Origin of the sequence: Paraburkholderia sp. J7 (assembly GCF_905220155.1) — a bacterium.
GTDB lineage: Bacteria > Pseudomonadota > Gammaproteobacteria > Burkholderiales > Burkholderiaceae > Paraburkholderia.
Window position 1 is genome coordinate 224,585 of the sequence record NZ_CAJMYZ010000009.1, and the last position, 22,688, is coordinate 247,272.

Consider the following 22,688-nt stretch of genomic DNA (forward strand, 5'->3'; position numbering starts at 1 on the left):
TCATACCTCAAATTGCATGCCGTCGTGGGCCACGTCGATACCGTGTGCACGCAGTTGCGCGTGTTCGACGGATTGCGGGTCGAGAATCGGGTTCGTGTTGTTGATATGCGTAAGCACTTTGCGCGTGGCGCGCGGTAAGGTGTCGAGCCAGTCGATCATGCCAGGCCGGCCGCCGGCGCCGCGCTGCGCGAGATGCCCCATGTCCGCAGCGTATTTCGTCGAGAAGCCGAGGTCGATCATCTCGGTGATGGTCCAGAACGTGCCGTCCACGAGCACAAGGTCGGCGCGGCGCATGGTGCCGAGTACATCGGTATTCATCTGTGCGAGACCCGGCGCGTAGAACGCCTGCGTGCCCGCTTCGATGTCCTCGATCAGGAGGGCCACGTTATCCCCCGGCGCGGAAGCCTCGCGGCGAGGCGAATAAGGCGGCGGTTTGCTCTCCACGGGCATCGCGGTAAAGCGCAGCCCGGCGCAAGCAGCAATGGTGAACGGCTCGCCTGGCGCGACCGTATGCGCCTCTACGCCGCAGTAATGGCCAAGCAGCGGCACGAGCGGCAAGCCGCTCGACAGATCGTCGAGCACAGGCGCACACGCATAGAGTGGCAGCGGCGACGTGCGTTCACGCAGCATCAGCAGGCCCGTTACGTGATCGATCTGCGCGTCGGTCAACACAACGGCCGCGATCGCGCTATCGCGCATTGCGCGCGCCGGTTGCAGGTCGGGATGCGCGCGCAACTGCGCGAGCAGATCCGGCGACGCGTTGACGAGCACCCAGTCCACGCCGTTGCCGCTCACCGTAATCGACGACTGCGTGCGCGGCAGCACGTCTGCACCATACTGCCTCGCACGGCGGCAGTTCGCACAGTTGCAGTTCCATTGCGGCAGGCCGCCGCCCGCGCCTGAACCCAGTATTCTGATCTTCATGATCGTTCTCGCTGCATGCCGCCCGCTCGGCCTTCATGGCTGAGCGGACGGCACACTGCCGTGTGCTCAGCGGTTGGCGATATACATCGTGATTTCGAAGCCGAAACGCAGGTCGGAATAAGCGGGGGTCGTCCACTGCATGACATGTCTCCTTGTTTGAGATTGAGTCGCAATACCGCATCGAATGTGCGGCCAGTCTCTTCAAAGCAAGGGACATGCCGGTGCGAGCCAGCGCTCGTCCGATGCAGCCAATGCTGCACGCGTGGCGAAGGGTGTTGCGTTTCGGAACACGGGTGCTACAGGATGCAACACCCGTGGGACAGAGGAGGAGAAAGGCAGTGACCTGGCGGCGTGCCGCGAATGGCGCTTCAGGCGTCGCCCGACCCGCGGCCTGGATCGGCGCAGGGCATCTTGCGATAAATGGTGTTGCGCGACACGCCCAACGCCCGCGCCGCAGCCGAAACGTTGCCGCCATGGCGCGCCAGCGTGGCCGCAATGGTCGAGGCCGTCACGTCTTCAAGGCGTGCGTCCTCCAGCACCGAAACGTCCGCAAACGCGGGCGCCGCGGCCAAAGCGTGCGGCTCGCCGCGGCAGCGCAAATCGTCGAAGAAGTCATCGGGCAGATGCTCGCGGCGAATCTGGCCGTCGTCGTCGACCATGGCGGCGGCGGTACGCAGCAGGTTGCCGAGTTGCCGGAAGTTGCCCGGCCACGCACAGCGCTCGAACAGCGCCATTACGTCCGGCGCGACGCTGAGCGGCAGCCGGTTCGCACGTCCGTGCGATTCGCGGTGCAGGAGCTTCTGGATCACGACCGCGAGATCCGTGCGGTCGCGCAGCGGCGGCAAGCGGACCACGAGGCCATTAAGCCGGTAATACAGGTCCTCGCGAAAGCGGTTCTGCGCGATCATCTCGCGCAAATCGCGGTGCGTGGCGCAAATGATCGCGACATCAACGGGAATGGTCTTCGCCGAGCCGAGCGGATTGACCATGCGCTCCTGCAGCACGCGCAAGAGGCGCACTTGCAGTGGGTACGGCATGTCGCCGATCTCGTCGAGAAATAGCGTGCCGCCATTTGCCTGCAACAGCTTGCCCGCCGAACCCTTGCGCCGCGCGCCGGTAAACGCGCCCTCCTCGTAGCCGAACAGTTCCGATTCGATCAGCGTTTCCGGAATCGACGCACAATTCACGGCCACGAACGGCCGGTCGCGGCGAGGCGAGTCGTTGTGAATGGCCTGCGCGAGCAACTCCTTGCCCGTGCCGGTTTCGCCGGTGACGAGAACCGGAATGTCCTTGCCGATCACCTTGCGCACCTTCGCGATCACGAGCGCCACCTGCGGGTCGCCCGTGTCGAGGTAGCTCAGGCGCGAGAGCCCCGTGGAAGGCGGCTGCGCCATCGCGCAGGCAGATGGCTGCGAAAGCGCGTCGTGCACCACGACAGGCCGGGCGCCTTCGGCCAGCGTTGCGCGCCTGAACTGCACGCGCGCGCAAACCACCGCCCCGTTGACCAGATTGAGCATGAGGTGCGACTCCAGGCCCGAGCGCATCCGGTCGATGAGTTGCGCGCTCGTGGTCTGGAACAGCGACGACAGCGTATGGGCCCGCAGTGCGGCGAGCGAGAGGCCGAGCTGGAACTGCGCGCTGCGGTTGGCCGAAAGAAAACGCCCGTCGCTCGTGAACGCGATGATGCCCTCCATGAGCGTGCCGAGGAATTCCGGGCGGCCATGAAACGAGACCTGCAGCGTCTCCTGAAAAGTCGTCGCAAATAAGTGATTCTCAATCATCTGCACGGACATGCGCGCAAGCGCCATGGTGTGCTGGTGATAGCTGCGATGGTCACCCGTTACGTCGAGCACGCCGATCACGTCGCCGTACGGGTCGAAGATCGGCACGCTCGAGCAGGTGAGGAAACGGTTCGCCGCGAGGTAATGCTGATCGCCATGCACGACCATGGCACAGCGCTCGGCGAGCGCGGTGCCGATTGCGTTGGTGCCCTGGCGGTCCTCGGCCCAGTTGGCGCCGGGCCGCAGCGCGACCTTCTCGGCGCGCTGGAGAAAGTCGTCGTCACCGATCGAATGCAGGATCAGGCCTTCTGCATTGGTCAGCACGATCATGCTTTGCGTGTTGACGATCTGCTCGTGCAGCGTTTCCATCACGGGCGTGGCGTGCATGCACAGCACGCGGTTCTGCTCGCGCTTCAACTCGAGCCCCGCGCCCGAAAGCACGTCGTAATCGGGTCTCGCCGTTGCGCGCAGACCGAATGTCTCTGATCGTTCGTGCGCCTTCTGAATCGACGGCGCGGGCCAGCCATTGCACACCGGGACCGCTTGCCCCGCGGCCATATGAACGTCGTCGCGCATACTCTCCTCCACGATTGGCCGGTGCCTTGCCGGACACTTCAGTATTTCTCGGTGTCCTCTATTAGCAAGCTCCGGGCCATCCGGCCATCGAATCGAGCTGGCCGGTTTGCGCCGAACGCGCACGCGACGCGCAACACGCTGTGTAAGCGAACCGTATGCAAAGCTGCCTGCGTCGATCAAAACGCGTGGCGCAGCGATTCGCCATCCTGTGTATTACCGCAAATGGTCCGCGTGGAGGAATGCGGACTCACCCCGATGCGCGCATCAGTCGCGGCGTTCAATCCCAGGCGTAATGAAGGCCCACCCAAAAACCGCGCGGTGCGCCTGGTCCGACGAATTGCTCGTTCACGGGGTTCGCGCCATCGAACGTGTGGCCGGAGCCGTTGAAGAAGTTCTGACCCAGCACGCCGAAGCTCGCGTAGCGCTTGTCGAACAGGTTCGTCACGCTCGCGTAGACCTCCAGCCGTTTCGTGACGTGATAGCGCGTGTCGAGATCCACGAGCAGATAACCCGCGATTTTTCCATTGGAATCCTGATTGTTTTCGTCGCCTTGCGCATACACGCCGCTGCGCCACGTGATGTTGGTGCCGATGTTCCATTGCGCCGTGGCCGCGTAGTCGAGCCGCAGCTTGACGGCATGCGCCGGAATGCCTGGCACATGGTCGCCCGGTCGCACCGTCACGACGCCGTTCGCATCCGCCGACGAGTTCGCGGGGCTTTGCTCGGTCCATGTCGAGCGGTAGGTCGCATCCACATAGCTGTAGTTCAGTCCAATGCCAACGCGGCCGAACGTCGTGTGCCCCGCCAGTTCGACACCTTGGCGGCGGGTTTTGCCGACGTTCTGAAAATAGCCCTGCGTGCTGCCTGCTGCGCTCACGAACTCGATGTCGTTGGAAAGCGTGGTGCTGAATGCGGCGGCGCTCCACGTGGTCTGCGCACCGATGCGACCGCGCGCACCAGCCTCGAACGTCTTCGAGACCACGGGCTGCAGCGCCGGATCGGCCACGAAGTCGTTCGGCAACGAGCACGGCGCGGCGGGGTCCGCGCACGCAAGCTCGATTGCGGTGGGTGCGCGCATGCCTTCGTTGTAGGTCGCGTAGACGGTGACAGCGGGCAGCGGATTCCAGTTGAGCCCCACGGCCGGATTGAAGCGCGAGAACGTGTGGTAACCGTCGAGCAGCGGTTGCACGCCGCTTTCGTCGGCAATGCGCGCGCTCGCCCAGTCGTAGCGACCCGAAAGCGTGAGCGTCCATTGCGGCGTGAACGTGAGCGTCTCATTCAGATAGACGCCATAGTTCGCGTTGCGCGTTTTCGCATCGGTTTGCTGAACGAAATTGCCGATGCCGACTGTCGCGCGGTCGGGGGTGAAAGAGGCGTCCTGCGAAGACGAGACGTAATGCGAGTTCGCGAAATCCGCCGCTACGCCGGCAACGAGCTGGCTTCCCATGCCGCCCAGCTTGCCGAGCAGCGTGAGCTGCAGGCTCGCGCCGAAGCTGTCGGTCGTGACAACGGAGTCGACGTTCGTGCCCTCCAGCGTATCGACGTTCCCGTCCTGGTCGATCGAGCCGTAGTCGGTGTTGTTGTTGCTGCTCACGTTTTCGTTGCGCAGATGCCGATAGTAGGCATTGCCGCTCAGTTCCACATTGTCGTTGAAGAAGTGCTCGCCCGAGAGCGTGAGGTAGCCCACGCTGTTGCGGTTCAGGTCCGGAAATGTATAGGCCTGCCTCGGGTTGTCGAGAAACGAGCGCGGAATGGTCTGGCTGCCGTACAACTGGTTGTCCGCGCCGCCGCCCGACATCGACAGCGTCGTATCGTCGTCGGTGTAACGCAGCTTGCCGAATGCCTGGCGCACACGGCTTGCGTTATGGTCGGCCCAGCCATTGTCGTTCGTTACATTCGCGTTCGCGTAGTAGTCCACGTGCTGCCCGAGCGTGCCGCCCTGCTCGAACTGCGCGCTCTTGCGCCCCCATGAGCCGCCCGAGAAGTCGATGTCGCCGCCGGGACTCGTGCGCCCGTTCTTCGTCGTAATCGCTATCGCTCCACCCAGCGTGTTGAGACCGTAGACAGGATTCGAGCCTGGAATGAGCTGGATCTTGTCGATCGCGCCGGTCGGTATCAGGTCCCAGTTCACGACGTCGCCAAACGGCTCGTTCACCCGCACGCCGTCGACGAACACCGACAATCCCTGAGGGGTGCCGAGCACCGGCGAAGCCGTGAAGCCGCGATAGGTCAGGTTCATCTGGAAGGGATTGCCCTGGGCATCGGTCACGCTCACACCCGGCAGATTCGCGGCAAGAAAGTCGGTCAGCGTTTCGCGGTGCTGTACCGCGATGTCCTGCGCGCTCACGGTCTGCACATTGGCCGGCACCTTTGCGAGCGGCGTGCCGATGCCGAGCAGCGGCGTTGTGCCGACCACCACGACAGCGGGCAGCAGGGTCGGGCTCGACGTTACGCTCGCCGCGTTTTCACCCGTGCTTATATTCCCTGCGTTCTGCGCTTGCGCGCCGGCAAGCCCAGGCGTACCGAGTGCGACGCTCAACCCAAGCGCCGCATACGTGCGCCTCGCGCTGCCTCGGCTCACGCCCGCCACCTTCTCTGGGATCAACTTTCGTCTCCATCTGTTTTCTGCGCTCAGACCCGCTCAACGCCGAAGCGCCGGGTACAGACCGATGCGCACACAACCGTATCCTCTTTGCCGGGATCTAGCCAGGAACGTGCCAGCCGGGTTGCAGGCAGCCTTCTCCGTGCTGCGCTTGTGCCTCGGCACGCGCGATACCGTGCAGCGCCCGCTGCCGCGAATGCCCCACTGTCACGTTCGCCAACACTTTTCGCCTCGGCCTGTACCGGAATGCAACACATCGGCCCCATGCGGGGCACCTCGCCGGCGCGCCGGTCAACGGGCTGGAGCGCCTTGTGCGCAACGCTTCGCGGCGAATGGCATACGACTTGCAAGAACGGCTGCGCACCCGGACCGGCCTCATCCCTCGCTCATCCAGCCTGACCGCTTCCCGGCCGTGCATCGACAAATATTCAGGAGACGAAGATGAAGAGACGCTCGGCTGCGGCAAGCCGGCTTGCGACCTGCGCAATGGCCATCGCGGCGGCGATGTCCCTGAACGCGGGCCCAGTGGACGCCGCCTCGGACTATCCGCCCGTGACCTATGACCGCCTGACCCGCGCGCAAAGCGATCCAGGCTGGCTCACGTATTACCGCAGCTACAACGGCCAGTCGCATTCGCCGCTCAAGCAAATCGACGCGTCGAACGTCGGCGAGTTGAAACAGGCGTGGAGCTACCAGTTTCCCGCCGAGTTGAAGCAGGGCTTCGAGGCGACGCCGATCATCAATGGCGACTATCTCTTCGTCAGCACGCCGAAAGATAACGTCTACGCATTCGACGCGAAGACGGGCACACAGCTCTGGAAATACGAGCCGAAGCTGGGCGCCGAATCGTTCAAGACGGCGTGCTGCGACGTGGTGAACCGCGGCGTAGCGCTCTACGGGAAGAATGTCTATATCGCCATGCTAAGCGGCGAAATCGCCGCCCTCGACGCGAAGACCGGCAATGTGGTCTGGAAAAAGCAGATGTTCGAGCCGGGCCTTGGCTACGCGTTCTCGCTCGCGCCGCTCGCACTCGACGGCTCGATTGTCGTAGGCACCTCGGGCGGCGAGTACGGCATACGCGGCTACATCGCCGCGTTGAACCCCGACGACGGCGCGATCGTGTGGAAGCGCTACACCATTCCGGACTCCGGCGAAAAAGGCTCGGAGACCTGGCCCGACGGCATGCAGGCGCACGGCGGCGGCGCCGCGTGGCTCACCGGCACCTACGACGCCGCGAGCCGCACGCTCTACTGGGGCGTGGGCAACCCGGGCCCGTGGCTCGCCGCGCTGCGCCCCGGCGATAATCTGTACTCCGATTCGCTTCTCGCGCTCGACCCGAAGAACGGCAAGCTCAAATGGCATTACCAGTACACGAGCAACGACACGTGGGACTATGACGGCGTCAATACGCCGATCCTCGCGAACATCCAGTACAAGGGCAAGGATTACGACGCCATCATTCACGCGGACCGCAACGGCTTCTTCCACGCGATCGACCGGCAAACGGGCAAGCTGATCTACGCGGAGCCGTTCGTCAAGGCGACCTCGGTAACAGGCTACACGGACGAAGGCAGGCCGGTACAGGACCCGTCGAAGTATCCGAAAGCCGGCACGACCATCGACACTTGCCCGAGCTTTCTGGGCGGCAAGAACTGGTGGTCGGTGTCCTACGATCCGGATCGGCACATTGCCGTGGTGCCCGCGCTGCACGCGTGCATGAGCCTCTCGGGCAAATCCGTGAGCTACATGGAAGGCTTGCCCTATCTCGGCGAAGGCTTCGAAATCAAGCCCGAACCGGGCAGTGAGGGTTATGGCGAGTTGCAGGCCATCGACGTGAACACCGGCAAGAAGCTCTGGGGCCACTGGAGCAAGATGCCCTGGAACGGCGGCGTGGCGACGACGGCGAGCGGTCTCGCGTTCAGCGGCTCGCTCGACGGCCATCTCTACGCGTTCGACGTCGCCACCGGCAAGGTGCTCTGGGAAAGCCCGCAACTTGCGAGCGGCATCATTGCGCAGCCTTCCGTGTTCGAAGTCGACGGCAAGGAATACGTTGCCGTGCTGGCCGGCTACGGCGGCGCCAATCCGATCTGGGGCGGCCCGATGGCCGATGTGGCGAAAGATGTCCCGCGCGGCGGCACGCTCTACGTGTTCGCACTCGAGCGCGGCTGACCCGACGCGGAACTACGCTCCCGCTTTTCGCCGCACGCGCAAGCCACCCGCGCGTGCGTGCGGCCCCGACTTCACTGGAACGCACGATCATGAACATCCGGATCACCTATCTCGCCGTGGCCGCCGCGCTCGCGGCAGGCGGCGCGCACACCGGCGCGCATGCGGCGGCGAACGCTGTACGTGTTTGCACGCTGCCGGGCAGCCCCACCGCTGCGCTCGACCAGGCCGTCGCGCGCGCCGTGCTGAAAACCGCTGGCGTGACCGCAACGTTCGTCACGCGCGGCATCGACGACGACGGTGGCGACGACGGCATCTCGGCACATGAGCTAGCCAGCGCGCTGGGCCGCGACTGCGACCTTGTTGCCGGTTTCCCGCGCTCGAGCGTCGCCGACGCATCGGGCTCGCAGATGATCTTTTCGCAAGGCTATCTGCGCTCGGGCTATGTGAGCGTCACGTTACGCCACCCGCCCGCCGCAGCGGCGGCTGCCGACAGCAAGGAGACGGTCGCCGCGACCTGGTCCAGCCCGTCGCAGCTCATCGCCGTGCAGCAGAAGAACGCGCGCTTCGACCTGGAAAATACCTCCGAACTGACGGTCGATGCGGTCGCAAAAGGACGCGCACAGCGCGCAATCGTCTGGTATCCGGCAGTCGTGGCTTACGAGCGTGCGCATCCGCAGCAGCAATTCGCGGTTGCGGCGACGGCCTCGCCGTACGCCGACTGGCATCTCGTGTTCGCGTCGGGCTCCGGCATGCGAGCGCTGCAAACACGCATAGACGATGCGCTCGCGCGCATGAACGGCGACGGCCGCCTCGCCGCACTCACGCGCGGCTGGACACTGCCGGAAGGCGCTGCTAGCGAGGCGCATTCGAATGCGGCCTCGCTCGACGGCACGAAGGCGTCGTATCGGCGTGCCGCCATGCACACGGCTGGCGCTTTCATCAAGGTCTCGGCAACCACTGGCAGCAACGCGCCCGAATTCGACCACGAGCAGGTCGAGCACGGCCAACATATTTATTCGGAATCCTGTGCAAAGTGTCACGGCGCGCAACTCGAAGGCATTACCGCGCCCGCGCTGAGCGGCCCGGCCTTCGCCCCGACGGCGAATTCGCATCTGACGATAGGCGGCATTTACCAATACATGTCGACCAACATGCCAGCCGACCGCCCGGGCAAGATGACCGATCAGGAATACGCAGATTTGATGGCCTACCTGCTCTACACGAACGGCTACGACGCAGGCAACACGAAGCTCACCTCCGAAACCGCGCAATCGTCGACCACCCCGCTCAACGCCGGCCCGCGCCACTAACCCCACTCAGGAAACTAGCATGATTACCCGTAATCGCAGACTCTTCATCCTTCACGCCGCCGGTCTTTTCGCAGCGCTCGCGACGGCCGGGCGCGCACTCGCCGCACCGGTACTCGTCGACGAGAACGACACCACCGCGAAGTCGCTAGGCTATCGCGCGAAGGCCAGCAGCGTCGACGCCGGCAAGTTCCCGAAGTACGCTGCGGGCCAGCGCTGCGCGAGTTGCCGCTTCTACTCGGGCGCGGCGGGCGATGCCGCAGGCGCGTGCCCGATGTTCCCCGGCAAGGCGGTGGCCGCCGATGGCTGGTGCAACGTCTACGCCCAGCGCGCCTGAGTGCGCTTGAGTGTGCCCACTACGCGCCCTCACAGCGCCATGCCGCCATCGATCGTGAAGGTCGATCCCGTCATGTAGCCGGGCTCCTTGCGCGCAAGCCACGCAACGAGTCCGGCGATCTCGTCCGGGTCCGCCGCGCGCTTGAGCGCAAGGCTTGATTGCCTCGATGTGCCCGGCGGTCATGTCCGTGACCGTGGGGCCCGGCTGAATGTAAAGACAATCGGCCGTGGACACCGGCCAACGAATCGTCCAGAATCGCCCAATTCACGACTTTCGCGGCCAGCCTCCGTTCGCACCATGAAAATCGCGGCGCTTTCCGACATTCACGGCAATCTGCCCGCTCTCGAAGCGGTGCTCGACGATATCGAGCGGCAAGGGGCAGATGTCATCGTCAATCTTGGCGATATTCTTTCTGGCCCGCTTTATCCATCGCAAACGGCGGACCGGTTGATGCAGCTTGGCTTGCCCACGATTCGCGGCAACCATGAAAGACAGCTGCTCGACCCGGATTGCACGCGCATGGGACCTTCGGACCGCTTCGCGCGCGAGGCGCTCAGTGAAGCACATCTGGTGTGGGTCGGCGCATTGCCTGCCACGCTATGGCTCGATAGCGACGTGCTGCTCGTGCACGGCACACCGCAGGACGACCTCTCCTATTTCCTCGAAACCGTCACGGCAGACGGATGCCGAACCGCAACGCATGGCGAAGTCAGACGCCGCGCAGCCGAAGTCGAGGCAACGTTGATTCTGTGCGGCCATACGCACCTCGCCCGCTCGATGCAACTCGCGGACGGCCGCTTCATCGTGAACCCGGGCAGCGTGGGCCTACCCGCGTACGAGGACAGACACCCCTTCCCGCATCGCATGGAAACCGGTACGCCACATGCCCGCTACGCGAGCATCACGAGAAGCCCGCGCGGCTGGGAGGTGGAGTTTCGCGCCGTGGAATACGACTGGCACGCGGCCGCCGAACTCGCTGCCGCCAATGGACGACCCGACTGGGAAACGGCGCTGCGCACCGGCTATTGCTGATAGCGCCCGTGCGCAGCGCCGCGTATCGGCGTGCTACACCGTCACCACGATCTTGCCGAACTGCCCGTTGGTTTCGAGGTAGCGGTGCGCATCCACCATGTCTTCGAACGTAAAGGTACGGTCAATCACGGGCTTGAGCGCGCCGCTCTCGAGCCCCTTGAGCACGTATTCCACCGCGGCTTTCCGGCGCGCGGCGTCGCCGCTCGTGAGCCAGATGTTGTGGGCCTTCACGCTAATGACCTTCGCGATCATCTCCAGCACGGGTAACGTCGTGGCGCGTTCATCGAGCGCGCCGTAGAGATACGCGATCCCCTGAAATGACAGCACCGAGATCAGCTTTGCGAAGTTCGGGCCACCAACAGGATCGAACGCGACGCGCGCCCCTTTTCCGCCGGTGATGCGCATGATCTCGTCAACGAGGTCCGTTTCGTCGGTCACGACCACGTGCGCCGCGCCCGCATCGAGCAATTGCTGTTTCTTGCCAGCGCTGCGTGTGAGCGCAATCGAAGTCGCGCCCGCGTAGTTGGCCATCTGGATCGCCGCGAGTCCGACACTGCTCGACGCGGCTGGCACGACAACATAGTCGCCCGCGCCCACCTTCGCGTCTTCGATCAGCGCGCCGTAGGCGGTGACGTACATCATCCATACCGACGCGGCCTGCGCGAACGAAAGTGATTCAGGATGCCTGACGACCGCATAGTCCGGCACGACGATGCTTTCTCCGTACGTGTGGTACTGATTCATCGAGAACGACGGGATCACATTGACCTTGTCTCCCGATGCGAAGCCTGCTACGCCTTCGCCCACGGCGTCGACAATGCCGGCCGCTTCGTACCCGAGCCCTGCCGGAAAGCGCACCGGTTCGATGTACTGATCGTTTCGCCACATCGATTCCGCGCGATTCAGACCAATCGCTTTCACCGTGATGCGAACCTCGCCGGGGCCGGGGGCGCGCACCGATTCGTCCACGAATTGCAGCACTTCCGGGCCGCCTGCTTCTGCAAACCTGATAGTCCGTGACATGATCAACTCCTGCTTCGATAGATGATGGAGCAATGAACGTCTCACAAGGCCGCTGCGGCCTGCGAGTTCGACTGATGAACGGGGCTCTTTTCGTCGCCGTGTGATCGACAATTTAGCGAGCCGCGACGCAAAGTAAAAAGACCTTCTGGGAAGGGGGGCATGCCTTGCGGGCATGGCAGGGAAGCTCGCGCGTGCCGTGGCGCCTTGCGCGGCCTGTGGATCAAGGAAGGATGAGTTCGTCGAGCCGTGAAAGAAATAGCCGCAACGTGGGCGTTGCGTTGGCGCGACTGTACCCCACCACGAGGTCGATCGTCGGCGCTTCGCCCTCCAGCGGACGGCTCACAACAGACCATGGCAGCAGGTTGTTTGCATACTCCGGCATGAGCGCCAGGCCGCGCGTGGAAGCCACGAGCGACATGGCCATGGCGAGGTTGTCCACGCGGTGCTCGGTGGCCACCTCCACGCCCTGCGCCTGCAGATAGCCCACGATCACCTCGTGCAGCACACGCGCCTTGTTGGACGCCATGACGAACGGCTCACCGGCAATGTCCTGTGCACAGATGGCGGATTTCGCCGTGAGCGGGTGATCGCTCGGCATCAGCACGACGAGCCGCTCGCGGTTCACCACGCGGTATTCGAGGTCGTAGCCGGGCTCCGCGCGCAGAAAGCCAAGATCGAGCTTGCCGCGCGCGAGCGCGTCGGCGACGTCCGGCGAGTAGTAACTCGAGACGGTCACGTCGATATTGGGCAGCTCGTCGCGCAGCACGCTCATCGCGCGCGGCAGCCAGGTCATTTCCTGGCCTGTGAGGAAGCCCAGCGCGAACACCTTGCGTTCGGGCAGCGCCGCGCGGCGCGCAGCCTCGGCAGCAGCGTCCACCTGCGCCAGCGCGAGCCGTGCATGGTCGAGAAAGGCCTTGCCAGCGGCGGTCAGCTCCACGCCCCGCGCGCTGCGGATGAACAGCGCCACGCCGACCTGCTCCTCCAGATCGCGGATCTGCCGGCTCAGCGACGGCTGCGACGTGAATAACCGCTGCTCCGCGGCCACGGTCAGGCTGCCGGTTTCGGCCACGGCCACGAAGTACCGCAGATGCCGCAGTTCCATCGCTCTCTCCAGTCTGGCCCATGCCTCGCAGGTATGCCGGCAAGCCTACAAAGTCTTTTTCCGCCGCGCAAGCACCTCCTAGAGTTGCGCACATGGCAGCACGCACGGCGGGCATCGAGCAACACCCGCCGCGCGCTCACAGTCTCGCCCGCCCGAAAGCCATCGCTCGCGGGTATGGCTCTAACCGTCGATCAGGAGATTCGCCATGTCCCAGCTTACCGGCAAGACCGCGCTCGTTACGGGCGCCTCGCGCGGCATCGGCCGTGCCATCGCACTCTCGCTCGCCAGCGCCGGCGCGCAGGTGCTCGTGCACTACGGCCACGCCGAAGATGCCGCCGACGCAGTCGTCGCCGAAATTCGCGCAGCGGGCGGCAAGGCCCAGAAGGTGGGCGCGAACCTGCGCGACGCCGACGGTCCGCATCAACTGGCCAAGCGCGTGCGGGCAATCGTCGGCGACCGGCTCGATATTCTCGTCGCCAACGCTGGCATCTCGAAGTCGGCGCCGCTCGAAGGCACGACTGTCGAAGACTTCGACGACCTGTTCGCCGTGAACGTGCGCGCGCCGTACTTTCTGGTTCAGCAACTCCTGCCCACCATGTGCAAGGGCAGCAGCATCGTGCTGCTTTCCTCGCTCGCCGCGCGCGCGGCCGTTGGCGCGATTTCCGCCTATGCGGCGAGCAAGGGCGCGGTGGATACGCTCGTCGCCCACTTCGCCTCGGCGCTCGGGCCGCGCGGCATCCGCGTGAACGCCGTCGCGCCGGGCGTGGTGGCCACCGACATGTCGACCTTCACGAAAACCGAAACGGGCCGCGCAACGGCGCTGGGTATGCAGGCGTTCAAGCGCATCGCGCAGCCGGAGGACATTGCCGAAGCCGTCACGTTCCTCACCTCCGACGCGGCCCGCTGGATCACCGGCGACACGCTGCGCGTGGACGGCGGATCGAAGCTTTGAGACGTCGCTCGAACTTGAGCGCACCCAACAACACGAAACAATAAGGCATCCAAAATGAATGCGAACAACCTCAAACTGTTCTCACCCGCGAAAGTGGGCCCGGTGGAACTCGATCACCGCGTCGTACTGGCGCCGATGACGCGCCTACGCGCCGACCCCGACCACAGCCCGAGCGCGATGATGGTGGACTACTACCGCCAGCGCGCCTCGGCGGGCGGCTTGCTGATCACGGAAAGCGCGCATCCGTCCTACGACAGCCGCGGCTATATCGGCGCGCCTGGCATCTATACCGATACGCACGTCGAAGCCTGGCGGAAGATCACGCGAGCCGTGCATGCCGAAGGCGGCAGCATCTTCATGCAGATCGCCCACGACGGCCGCCAGTCGCACGTGGACCTCAGTTGGGGCAACGCGCCGGTCGCGCCTTCCGTGGTCCCGTACGAAACCACGGTGCTCACCCAAAACGGCTGGGTGCCGAACTCGCCGCACCGCGCGCTTGCACTCGCCGAAATTCCCGCGCTGGTGGAGTCGTTCCGCCGCGCCGCCGTGCGCGCGAAAGAAGCCGGGTTCGACGGCGTCGAACTGCACAACGCGAACGGCTATCTCGCCGACACCTTCCTCCAGGACGGCACCAACAAGCGCAGCGACGCCTACGGCGGCACCGTCGAAAAGCGCGCCCGCTTCTCGCTGGAGGTGGTCGATGCGCTCGCCTCCGTGTGGGGCGCTGACCGCGTAGGCGTGCGTGTGTCGCCGAGCGGCCGCTGGGGCGCGATAACGGACAGCGATCCGCAAGCCACGTTCGGCTACTTTGCCGACCGTCTCGACGCTTATGGGCTAGCCTATCTGCACGTGATCGAGCCGCGCGTCATGGGTACCGAAACGCTGGTGGAAGGAGAAGCGCCCGTGGCTTCGGCGTTCCTGCGCCAGCACTTTTCCGGCCCGATCATCGCCGCGGGCGGCTTCGACCGGGCAGGCGCCGAACAGATCCTGCAACGCGGCGACGCCGACCTCGTGGCTTTCGGCCGCTGGTTTTCCTCGAATCCCGACCTGCCTGAACGCCTTCGCCACGGCCACCCGCTCACGCCGTACCGCCGTGATGCGTTCTGGGGCGGCACCGAACGCGACTACAGCGACTTCGGGACGTACGAAGAAGCGCAGACCGCCGCTGACTGAATTCGCAGAGCACTCGCAGAACCCCCGCCTTGCCCGCATACATTCACTGGAGCCCTACCATGAGCACCCAACCTGTCGTTTTGATTACCGGCGCATTGAGCGGTATCGGCCGCGCCACCGCTCTCGCTTACGCGCGCGACAAGGCGAGCGTGGTCGTTGCAGGCCGCCGCGACGAGCCTGGCCGCGCACTGGCGGAGGAACTTCGCGAACTCGGTGCGCAAGCCGAATACGTCCACGCCGACGTCAGCAAGGAAGATGACGTGCGCGCGCTGGTCGAGCGCACGATCGAACGTTTCGGGCGCATCGATATTGCGGTCAACTCAGCGGGCGTGGAAGGCGAGGCGGGTCCCGTCACCGAGCAAACGCCCGAGCGCTACGCGGCCGTGTTCGATGCGAACGTCCTCGGCACGCTGCTCGCAATGAAACACGAACTGCGCGCCATGACGGCGCAGGGCGGCGGCAGCATCGTCAACGTTTCGTCGACCATGGGCTCGCGTGGCGCGCCCAATGCGGCGCTGTACGTGGCGAGCAAACATGCGGTGGAGGGTCTCACGAAGTCGGCTGCACTCGAAGCGGCGCCGTTCGGCGTGCGCGTGAACGCCGTGGCGCCCGGCCCCGTGCAGACCGCCATGCTCGACCGCTTCATGCCCGACCCGGCGCGCAAAGCGGCCGCGCTCGCGGGCGTGCCGCTCAAGCGCGCGGGCAACCCCGAGGAGATTGCCAACGCGATCCGCTTTGTCGGCTCCGACGAGGCCAGCTTCATGACGGGCGAAATCCTGCGCGTGAACGGCGGCCGGACGGCTGCGTGATTTTCATTGCGCCGCCGCGCTCAACCTCCCCGCTATCAACGTGAACGCCCCTAAGGTGACCGCCATGTCCACGCCTCGTTTCGATGAACTTCCGCCCGCACTCAGAACCGTGCAAACCCGCCCGCTCTTCGTGATGCGGCTCGACGTCAAGCCGATAGAGATCATCGGCCAGACCGGGGGCGCGCTGCGCCGTGTCGGCATCGTGCCGTCCGGTACGTTTGCGGGCGAACGCCTTTCGGGCGTCGTGCTAGATGGCGGCAGCGACTGGCAGACCGTGCGCGGTGACGGCAGCACGACGCTCGATGTGCGGCTGCTACTGCGCACCGACGACGGTACGAAGCTGCTGATGTCGTATCGCGGCGTGCGTCATGGCGAGCCGGAAGTCTTGCAGCGGTTGGATCGGGGGGAAGCCGTCGACCCGGCCAGCTATTACTTTCGGACCAATCCTGTTTTCGAAGCGCCCGCAGGTAAGTACGAGTGGCTCAATCGCGTCATTGCTGTTGGCACGGGGCACCGTTTTCCAGGGGGGCCGGTTTATAGCGTTTTCGAGGTGCTTTGAGTTTTGTGCTTCGCCGGGACCCCGCCTTACGGAACCGCGCCGATATGCGGCTGCAGCGCCTTGAGCCAGCACGCCACCACCACCGCCCCGCCATCGGGTGTGCCGATCGCGCGCGCGCCCAGATAGCTCGCCCGGCCCGCGCGCGGTGTCATTCGCTCGGTGCCTTTCGCCCCCGTCTCCGCGGCGCTCACCGCCTGCGCCCACGCTTCGCCCACCGGGCACGCCGAATTCAGGGCGTTTTCCAGCGCATCGGCAGCGGGCACGAGTGCATCGAGCATCGTGCGGTCGCCCGGCTTCGCGCCGCCCAGTTCGCTGATCGCCTCGGCCGCGCCGCGCATGGCGGCGGCCCAATCCAGCGCACCGGGCTGTACTGTCTCGCCAAGCGTGCGCGAAGCGCGCAGTAGCGCTGTTGCATAGAACGGCCCGGAACTGCCCGCTATTGCGCGGCGCAATGCCGTGCTGAGCGCGGCGAGCGCGCTGCCCGGCGAACCAAGCGCGCCTTGCGGCACAGCGAGCACGGCCTGCGCGGCACGATGCATGCTCGCGCCCAGATCGCCGTCGCCGGCGCGGGAATCGAGGTCCGTGAACAGCGCTTCGTTCTCGATCAATGCGTGCGCAACGGCATCGAGCGCCGGTTTGAGACGCTGCGCCCATGCTTCGCTGGCGGCATCGGCGGGCGTTGCGCCCGACTCTGCGCGCGCTTGCGCTGCTGAAAACGCAGGCTCGATACGGATCAGCCGATTCACTGCGCCGACGCCGGGCCACGCGTGTGCTTCGGTGTCGGCGTCGAGCAATGCGAGTCTGGCGTCGTCGAGTCGCAGCACGGATATCGAACAGCCCGGCATATTGAGCGCCGAGAGAAACGTGCCGGTCCATGCGCGTTCGACCACCACATCACGTCGATTCAGGCTATCGAATGCATCGCGCATGATGATCGCCAGTTCCATCTCCGGGGTCGCGCCCAGCCCGTTCACGAGCAGCGCCACGCGCTCGCCGCTTTTCAACGCCAGGTCTTCGACGATGTTGGCGAGCAGCGTCTCCGTCAATTCGCCCGCTGTCATCGGCGTCGTGCGTTCCACGCCCTTCTCGCCGTGAATGCCCATGCCGAGTTCGATCTCGTCGTCGCCCAGCAGAAAGCCAGCTTTCTCGGCGCCAGGCAGCGTGCAGCCATCGAGCGCCACGCCCATCGTGCCGAGATTGGCGGCCGCGCTGCGGGCGATCGCGGCCACGAGTTCCAGCGCGTCGCCGCGCGCGGCCGCTGCGCCCGCGATCTTGTGCACTAGCACAGTCCCCGCAATGCCGCGCCGCTGATTGCGCTCCGTATGCCCGCGCAACGACACGTCGTCCGCCACGATGACGATTTCGACCGGAATGCCCTCGGCGCGCGCCAGTTCCGCCGCCAGACCGAAATTGAGCCGGTCGCCCGTGTAGTTCTTCACGATGAGCAGCGCGCCGTTCGGGCCAGCGCTCGCGCGGATCGCGGCGAGCACGGCGTCGGTCGAGGGCGATGTGAAGACTTCGCCGCAGACCGCGGCGCTCAGCATGCCTTGCCCCACGTAGCCGCCATGCGCGGGCTCGTGGCCGCTACCGCCGCCCGAGATCACCGCAACCTGGCGCGCAAGCGGGCCCGGCAGCGGATTGCGAACGAGGACGTTTTCGTCGCCAAGCACGGCGACATGCGGCGCAGTGCGCGCAATGCCTTCGAGCATCTCGCGCACCACAAACGACGGGTCGTTGACGAGCTTCTTCATGTGAGTCCCTCGAAAGAGTAACAGGGCAGAAACAGCGCACCGCGCGATCCCTTCATGCCATGGGCGTATTGAAGCACGGGCGTCAAAACGCGCTCCGGATGCGTGCCCCGCCCGTCGTAAAAAATCCCGGCATGGCCCGGGCCACCTAGGTAAAAACACCAATCAAAGCGGCACGTCGAACACCCGTTATTCAGGCAGTAGCGTCCGATCACGGACTTGCCCGTGCCGTCGCCGTCTGCATGCCTGGAACGCCATGGCCCCTCTGCCCGCCTCCCGCGCTGACGCCGGTGCCTTCACCCGTAACCTGCCCTTTCCCGCCGAGCAACGCGGCGCAAGGGGCGATGTGCCGAATCGCGTTGCATAGCGATGAACGTAGCTGAACTATCCGCATCCGTACCACAGGCCCCCTCCCGTGCGCCCCGCAAAGGCGTCGCCGCTGCGCTGGCCGTTGCGCTGATCGTATGCGTGGCAATTGGCGCGACGCTGAGCGCGAACCTTTCGCGCGGAACGGCCGACTCGCGGCTGCGTCAGGAACTGAACATCACGTCGGAACTCGAAGCCCTCCTCACGCTGCATATCGCGGCGAATACCGACTTCCTCAAAGGCGTGGGCACGGCGGGCTACACGTCGCGCGCATGGCCGATCAGGCGGGCCGCCGTGGTGGCCGGCATTTACGACCGGCTCGAGCACGACTTTGCCGGCGCGCCGCGCAATGCGCGTACGATCCGCCAGTTGCGCCAGTTGAGCGCCGTCTGGCCCGAGCAGCTCGACGCGGCCGCGCGCAATATCGCGCTCGCCGACGCGGGCGCAAAGCTCGAGCCCGCCCTGATGCAGCGCGCGAACGAAACGCTCAGCTCGATCATGTCGCTCCTCACCGAGCTGCGCTCCGAGCAACGCGAGCAAATCAGGGTGGTGCAGTTCGGCGCGCAGGCGCAGCTCGCGCGGCAAAAAATCTCGCTGATCGGCACCGCGACAGCCGGCGCGCTGCTGCTGCTCTTCACGCTATTCACGAGCCACCGCGCTGCGCTTTCCCGCAGCGCAGCGAAAATCGTGGCGTTCGAATCCGAGCGGCGGTTTCGTGAGTACTTCGAACAGCATCCGGTCGCGATGCTCATTTTCGACGTCCGCTCCTATACGATCCTCACCGCGAACGCCGCGGCCCAGCGTCAATACGGCGCGAGCCTGCAGCAGCTCAAGGGCATGTCGATCGAGCAGCTTCGTCCGCCGGCCGAAACCGAAGCGTTCCGCCGCGACCTGCACGGCTATGTCAATTCCGGCGCCCAAGGCGGCGCAGGCGGCGTGCGCCGGCACGTGCGCGTTGGCGGAGAAGTGATCCACGTCGATATCGCATGGCACATGCTGGACTATGCGGGCCACGACGCGTGTTTCATCACGGCGCACGACGTCACGGCGCACGAGCAGGCGCGAGAGCATTTGCGCATTCGCAGCCGGGCGCTGGAGGCTTCGAGAAACGCCGTCATCATTTCGCAGAAGGTCGACGGCGAGAGTATCGTCACCTACGCCAATGCTGCATTCGAGCGCATTACCGGCCGCGCAGTGGAGGAGGCGAAACGCGCCGAGCATTGGAGCATGCTCGATTGCGACGTATCGTCCCCCGATGCCGATACCATTCGGAGTGCCATGCAATCCGAGCGTGAAGCCGAAGGCCTGCTCAAGTGCTACAGGCCCGATGGTTCACCCTACTGGATCGAGCTGCATGTCGCGCCCGTGCTCGACGAGCGCAACCGCCCCACCCATTGCGTGAGCGTGTTCAACGACGTTTCCGAGCGCATCCGCTATCAGGAGCAGTTGCGCCTGCAAGCCAACGAAGACTCGCTCACGCATCTGCCGAACCGGCTCGGCCTCAAGGCGCGTTTGCATGAGCTGGTCAGGACAGCGCTGCACGAGCAGCAGAAGTTTGCGCTGGTGTTCATCGACCTCGACAATTTCAAGGAGGTCAACGACTCCCTCGGCCATACCGCGGGCGACGAAGTGCTGTGCGAAGTGGCGCGCCGCCTGTCCGCCAATATTACGCACGGCGAGATCGTCTCGCGATACGCAGGCGACGAGTTCGTCGCCGTGCTGTATGGGCGAGGCAACGCCGAGAACTTCGTCGCCGCCGCGTCGAGCATGCAGGAATCCTTGACACATGGCCTGCTCATCGGCAACAAGGTCATCGTGCCGCTGGCCTGTGTCGGCCTCGCCGTGTTCCCCGATCATTCAAGCGACCCGGACTCCCTGCTCAAGTACGCCGACTCCGCCATGTATCGCGCCAAGTCGATGGGTCCCGGCAGCATGCAGGTGTTCGACATGGCCATCGCCAGGCAGAACCTGGAGCGCGCAAGCCTCGCGCAGGCGTTGCGCCTCGCCGTGGCGTCGCGCGCGTTTGCCGTTGCATGGCAGGCGAGAGTCAACCCGACGTCGGGCGAAACGATGGGCTTCGAGGCGCTCGTTCGCTGGCACGATCCGGAGCGTGGCCAGGTCAGCCCCGCGTTGTTCATCCCGCTTGCCGAAGAGAATGGCCTGATCGTGCAGATCGGCGAGTTCGTTTTCGAGGAGGCATGCCGGCAGGCCCGCGAGTGGGCGCGCCAATACCCCGACATCGTTGTTTCGGTGAACGTATCGCCGGTCCAGTTCATACGAGCGGACTTGCCCGCCGTGATGGCGGAAACGCTCACGCGCACGGGCGTGAGCCCGCGCAATATCGAACTGGAAATTACGGAGGGCGTGCTCATGGCGCCCCGCTCGCTCGCCACGCTGCGCGCGCTTCGCGAGATGGGGCTCTCGGTCGCAATCGACGACTTCGGCTCGGGCTATTCGAGTCTTGGGTACATTCGCAGCTTCATGCCCGATCGCCTCAAGCTCGACATGTCGTTCGTGAGAGGCATTGGCCACTCGCGCGCGGACGAGGTCATTGTGAAAGCGGTGCTCACCCTCGGCCATACGCTCGGCATGCGCGTAGTAGCCGAAGGCGTGGAGACGCCGCGGCAACTAGAATTCCTGATCGAAAACGGCTGCAACGAGGCGCAGGGCTACTTGTTTTCACGCCCGGTCGATGCCGCGAGCGCGCAGGCCTACCTGGAAGCGAGCCATGCGGCCAGCGTTCACACGCGCTAACCTGCTCAGGTGGCTCACGGGGCCGCGCGCCATTTTCCATGGCAGCCTCGCGGTCGCCTTCATCATGGCGTCGCTGTGCGCGACGGTACTCTACGAGAGCCGCCACGATGCCCTCGAGCGCGCCCGGGAGAACTCGCGCAACGTCGCGCTCGTCGCCGAACGCGATATCGAGCGCAATTTCGAGCTTTACGCGCTTTCGCTGCAGGCCGTGGTCGACGGCATCGGCCGGCCCGACGTCATGGCGTTGCCCGTGCACCTGCGCAGCCAGCTGCTGTTCGATCACGCCATTACCGCGGAATATCTGGGCTCGATACTGGTGCTCGACGAAGCGGGCAACGTCGTCATGAATTCGGCCACCGACTCGCCGCCGAAGGCCAATTTCGCCGACCGCGACTACTTCACGGTTCAGCGCGAGAATCCCTATGCTGGCCTGTACGTGAGCGCGCCATACCGTTCGCGCCTGCGCAACGGCGCGCCGAGCATTGCGTTGAGCCGAAGACTGTCGCATCCCGACGGATCGTTCGCCGGCATCGTCATGATCGCAATAAACCTCGAGTATTTTCACCAGCTGTTCGCCGGGCTCTCGCTCGGCCCGCACGGGGCGATTTCGCTGATCGCGCAAGACGGCACCATGATCATGCGGCAGCCCTACGACCCGGCCGTGGTGGGGCGCAACATCCGCAACGCCAGTACGTTTCGCCACTTTGTGAGCGCGAAAGAAGGGAGTTTCTCGGACACGTCGTCGATCGACGGCACACGCCGCCTGTATTTTTTCCGCAATTTCCCGCGCCAGCCGCTCATCATCATGGTGGCGGAAGCCGAGCCCGATATCTACGCCGCGTGGCGGCGGCGTGCGCTGACCATCGGCACGCTCATGGGCACTTTCGCCATTGGCTTCGTCGCGCTTTCATTCGTGCTCGCCACGCAATTGCGGCGCAGAATGCTCGCCGAGTCCGAACTGCAGTTGCTCGCGCGCACGGACAGCCTCACGGGCCTGAACAATCGCCGCACGCTCGGTGAAATCCTCGAACAGGAGTGGCGGCGCGCAAAACGCGCGCGCAGCGTGTTCTCGCTGCTCTTCGTCGATATCGACCGGTTCAAGGACTATAACGACCAGTACGGTCACCAGGCCGGCGACGACGCACTCGCCGCCGTGGCACGCTGCATTGGCGAAAACATCCGCCGGCCCGCGGACACCGCCGCCCGTTACGGCGGCGAAGAGTTCATCGTCGTGTTGCCCGATACGCTGCTGGAAGGCGCCTGTGCGATCGCCGAGAAAATCCGCCATGCGATCAGCGAACTGGCCATCGAGCATGCGGGCAGCGAGTACGGTCGCGTCACGGCCAGCATTGGCTCGGCAAGCTGGTCGCCCGACCACGATGTCGATGTCACGCAGATCATCAAGGCGGCCGATCAGGCGTTGTACGACGCCAAGGCGCGCGGCCGCAATCGCGTTGCCATGTGTGGTGCATGA

18 protein-coding genes are annotated in these 22,688 nt (G+C 65.1%); 10 read left to right on the forward strand and 8 right to left on the reverse strand.

Annotated elements, in window-relative coordinates; genetic code table 11:
- The 4 genes from pqqB to U5A58_RS17045 form a co-directional block, all read right to left on the reverse strand.
- Complete coding sequence (gene pqqB, locus U5A58_RS17030) at positions 1-924, reverse strand: pyrroloquinoline quinone biosynthesis protein PqqB (RefSeq protein WP_321962312.1); 924 nt, start codon at positions 922-924, stop codon at positions 1-3.
- 66 nt (positions 925-990) lie between these two features.
- Positions 991-1,065 (reverse strand): pyrroloquinoline quinone precursor peptide PqqA, encoded by a 75-nt coding sequence (gene pqqA, locus U5A58_RS17035; protein WP_007178434.1) that lies wholly within the window; start codon positions 1,063-1,065, stop codon positions 991-993.
- A 227-nt stretch (positions 1,066-1,292) separates the two neighbouring features.
- Positions 1,293-3,281, reverse strand: a complete 1,989-nt coding sequence (locus tag U5A58_RS17040; protein WP_321962313.1) for a sigma-54-dependent Fis family transcriptional regulator — start codon at positions 3,279-3,281, stop codon at positions 1,293-1,295.
- Positions 3,282-3,558: 277 nt separating this feature from the next.
- Entirely contained in the window at positions 3,559-5,886 is a 2,328-nt protein-coding gene (locus tag U5A58_RS17045) for a TonB-dependent receptor (protein ID WP_321962314.1), read from the reverse strand.
- A gap of 438 nt (positions 5,887-6,324) precedes the next feature.
- Between U5A58_RS17045 and U5A58_RS17050 the strand changes: the two genes are divergently transcribed.
- The 3 genes from U5A58_RS17050 to U5A58_RS17060 all read left to right on the forward strand — a co-directional run bounded on the left by U5A58_RS17050 (position 6,325) and on the right by U5A58_RS17060 (position 9,696).
- Positions 6,325-8,052, forward strand: coding sequence for a methanol/ethanol family PQQ-dependent dehydrogenase (locus U5A58_RS17050; RefSeq protein ID WP_321962315.1), 1,728 nt, complete (start codon positions 6,325-6,327; stop codon positions 8,050-8,052).
- Between the two features lie 89 nt (positions 8,053-8,141).
- Complete coding sequence (locus U5A58_RS17055) at positions 8,142-9,362, forward strand: c-type cytochrome (protein ID WP_321962316.1); 1,221 nt, start codon at positions 8,142-8,144, stop codon at positions 9,360-9,362.
- A 19-nt stretch (positions 9,363-9,381) separates the two neighbouring features.
- Positions 9,382-9,696 (forward strand): high-potential iron-sulfur protein, encoded by a 315-nt coding sequence (locus tag U5A58_RS17060; RefSeq protein WP_321962317.1) that lies wholly within the window; start codon positions 9,382-9,384, stop codon positions 9,694-9,696.
- A 29-nt stretch (positions 9,697-9,725) separates the two neighbouring features.
- Here U5A58_RS17060 and U5A58_RS40860 read toward each other — a convergent pair whose 3' ends face one another.
- Positions 9,726-9,815: a hypothetical protein gene (locus U5A58_RS40860; RefSeq protein ID WP_415774241.1), complete on the reverse strand. Its 90-nt coding sequence runs from the start codon at positions 9,813-9,815 to the stop codon at positions 9,726-9,728.
- Between the two features lie 178 nt (positions 9,816-9,993).
- Between U5A58_RS40860 and U5A58_RS17065 the strand changes: the two genes are divergently transcribed.
- On the forward strand, positions 9,994-10,728 hold the full coding sequence (locus tag U5A58_RS17065) for a metallophosphoesterase family protein (protein ID WP_321962318.1): 735 nt from the start codon (positions 9,994-9,996) through the stop codon (positions 10,726-10,728).
- A gap of 33 nt (positions 10,729-10,761) precedes the next feature.
- Here U5A58_RS17065 and U5A58_RS17070 read toward each other — a convergent pair whose 3' ends face one another.
- On the reverse strand, positions 10,762-11,751 hold the full coding sequence (locus U5A58_RS17070; protein WP_321962319.1) for a zinc-dependent alcohol dehydrogenase family protein: 990 nt from the start codon (positions 11,749-11,751) through the stop codon (positions 10,762-10,764).
- A 220-nt stretch (positions 11,752-11,971) separates the two neighbouring features.
- Entirely contained in the window at positions 11,972-12,853 is an 882-nt protein-coding gene (locus U5A58_RS17075; protein ID WP_321962320.1) for a LysR family transcriptional regulator, read from the reverse strand.
- Between the two features lie 205 nt (positions 12,854-13,058).
- Between U5A58_RS17075 and U5A58_RS17080 the strand changes: the two genes are divergently transcribed.
- From U5A58_RS17080 to U5A58_RS17095, 4 genes are all read left to right on the forward strand, one after another.
- Positions 13,059-13,805, forward strand: a complete 747-nt coding sequence (locus U5A58_RS17080; RefSeq protein ID WP_321962321.1) for an SDR family NAD(P)-dependent oxidoreductase — start codon at positions 13,059-13,061, stop codon at positions 13,803-13,805.
- 54 nt (positions 13,806-13,859) lie between these two features.
- Positions 13,860-14,978: an alkene reductase gene (locus U5A58_RS17085; protein ID WP_321962322.1), complete on the forward strand. Its 1,119-nt coding sequence runs from the start codon at positions 13,860-13,862 to the stop codon at positions 14,976-14,978.
- A gap of 59 nt (positions 14,979-15,037) precedes the next feature.
- The gene (locus tag U5A58_RS17090) at positions 15,038-15,787 is read left to right on the forward strand and encodes a glucose 1-dehydrogenase (RefSeq protein ID WP_321962323.1); all 750 of its coding nucleotides are present in this window, start codon (positions 15,038-15,040) and stop codon (positions 15,785-15,787) included.
- 64 nt (positions 15,788-15,851) lie between these two features.
- Positions 15,852-16,346 carry a DUF3237 domain-containing protein gene (locus U5A58_RS17095; protein ID WP_321962324.1) on the forward strand — a complete coding sequence of 165 codons (495 nt, stop codon included), beginning with the start codon at positions 15,852-15,854 and terminating at the stop codon, positions 16,344-16,346.
- A 26-nt stretch (positions 16,347-16,372) separates the two neighbouring features.
- Here the strand turns inward: U5A58_RS17095 and U5A58_RS17100 are convergent, their stop codons facing one another.
- Positions 16,373-18,097, reverse strand: a complete 1,725-nt coding sequence (locus U5A58_RS17100) for a dihydroxyacetone kinase family protein (RefSeq protein ID WP_321962325.1) — start codon at positions 18,095-18,097, stop codon at positions 16,373-16,375.
- A gap of 366 nt (positions 18,098-18,463) precedes the next feature.
- Between U5A58_RS17100 and U5A58_RS17105 the strand changes: the two genes are divergently transcribed.
- Together U5A58_RS17105 and U5A58_RS17110 are read left to right on the forward strand one after the other, a co-directional pair.
- Positions 18,464-21,214, forward strand: coding sequence for a putative bifunctional diguanylate cyclase/phosphodiesterase (locus tag U5A58_RS17105; protein WP_321962327.1), 2,751 nt, complete (start codon positions 18,464-18,466; stop codon positions 21,212-21,214).
- Positions 21,189-22,688, forward strand: coding sequence for a diguanylate cyclase (locus tag U5A58_RS17110; protein WP_321962328.1), 1,500 nt, complete (start codon positions 21,189-21,191; stop codon positions 22,686-22,688). Before U5A58_RS17105 ends, U5A58_RS17110 begins: the two co-directional genes overlap by 26 nt.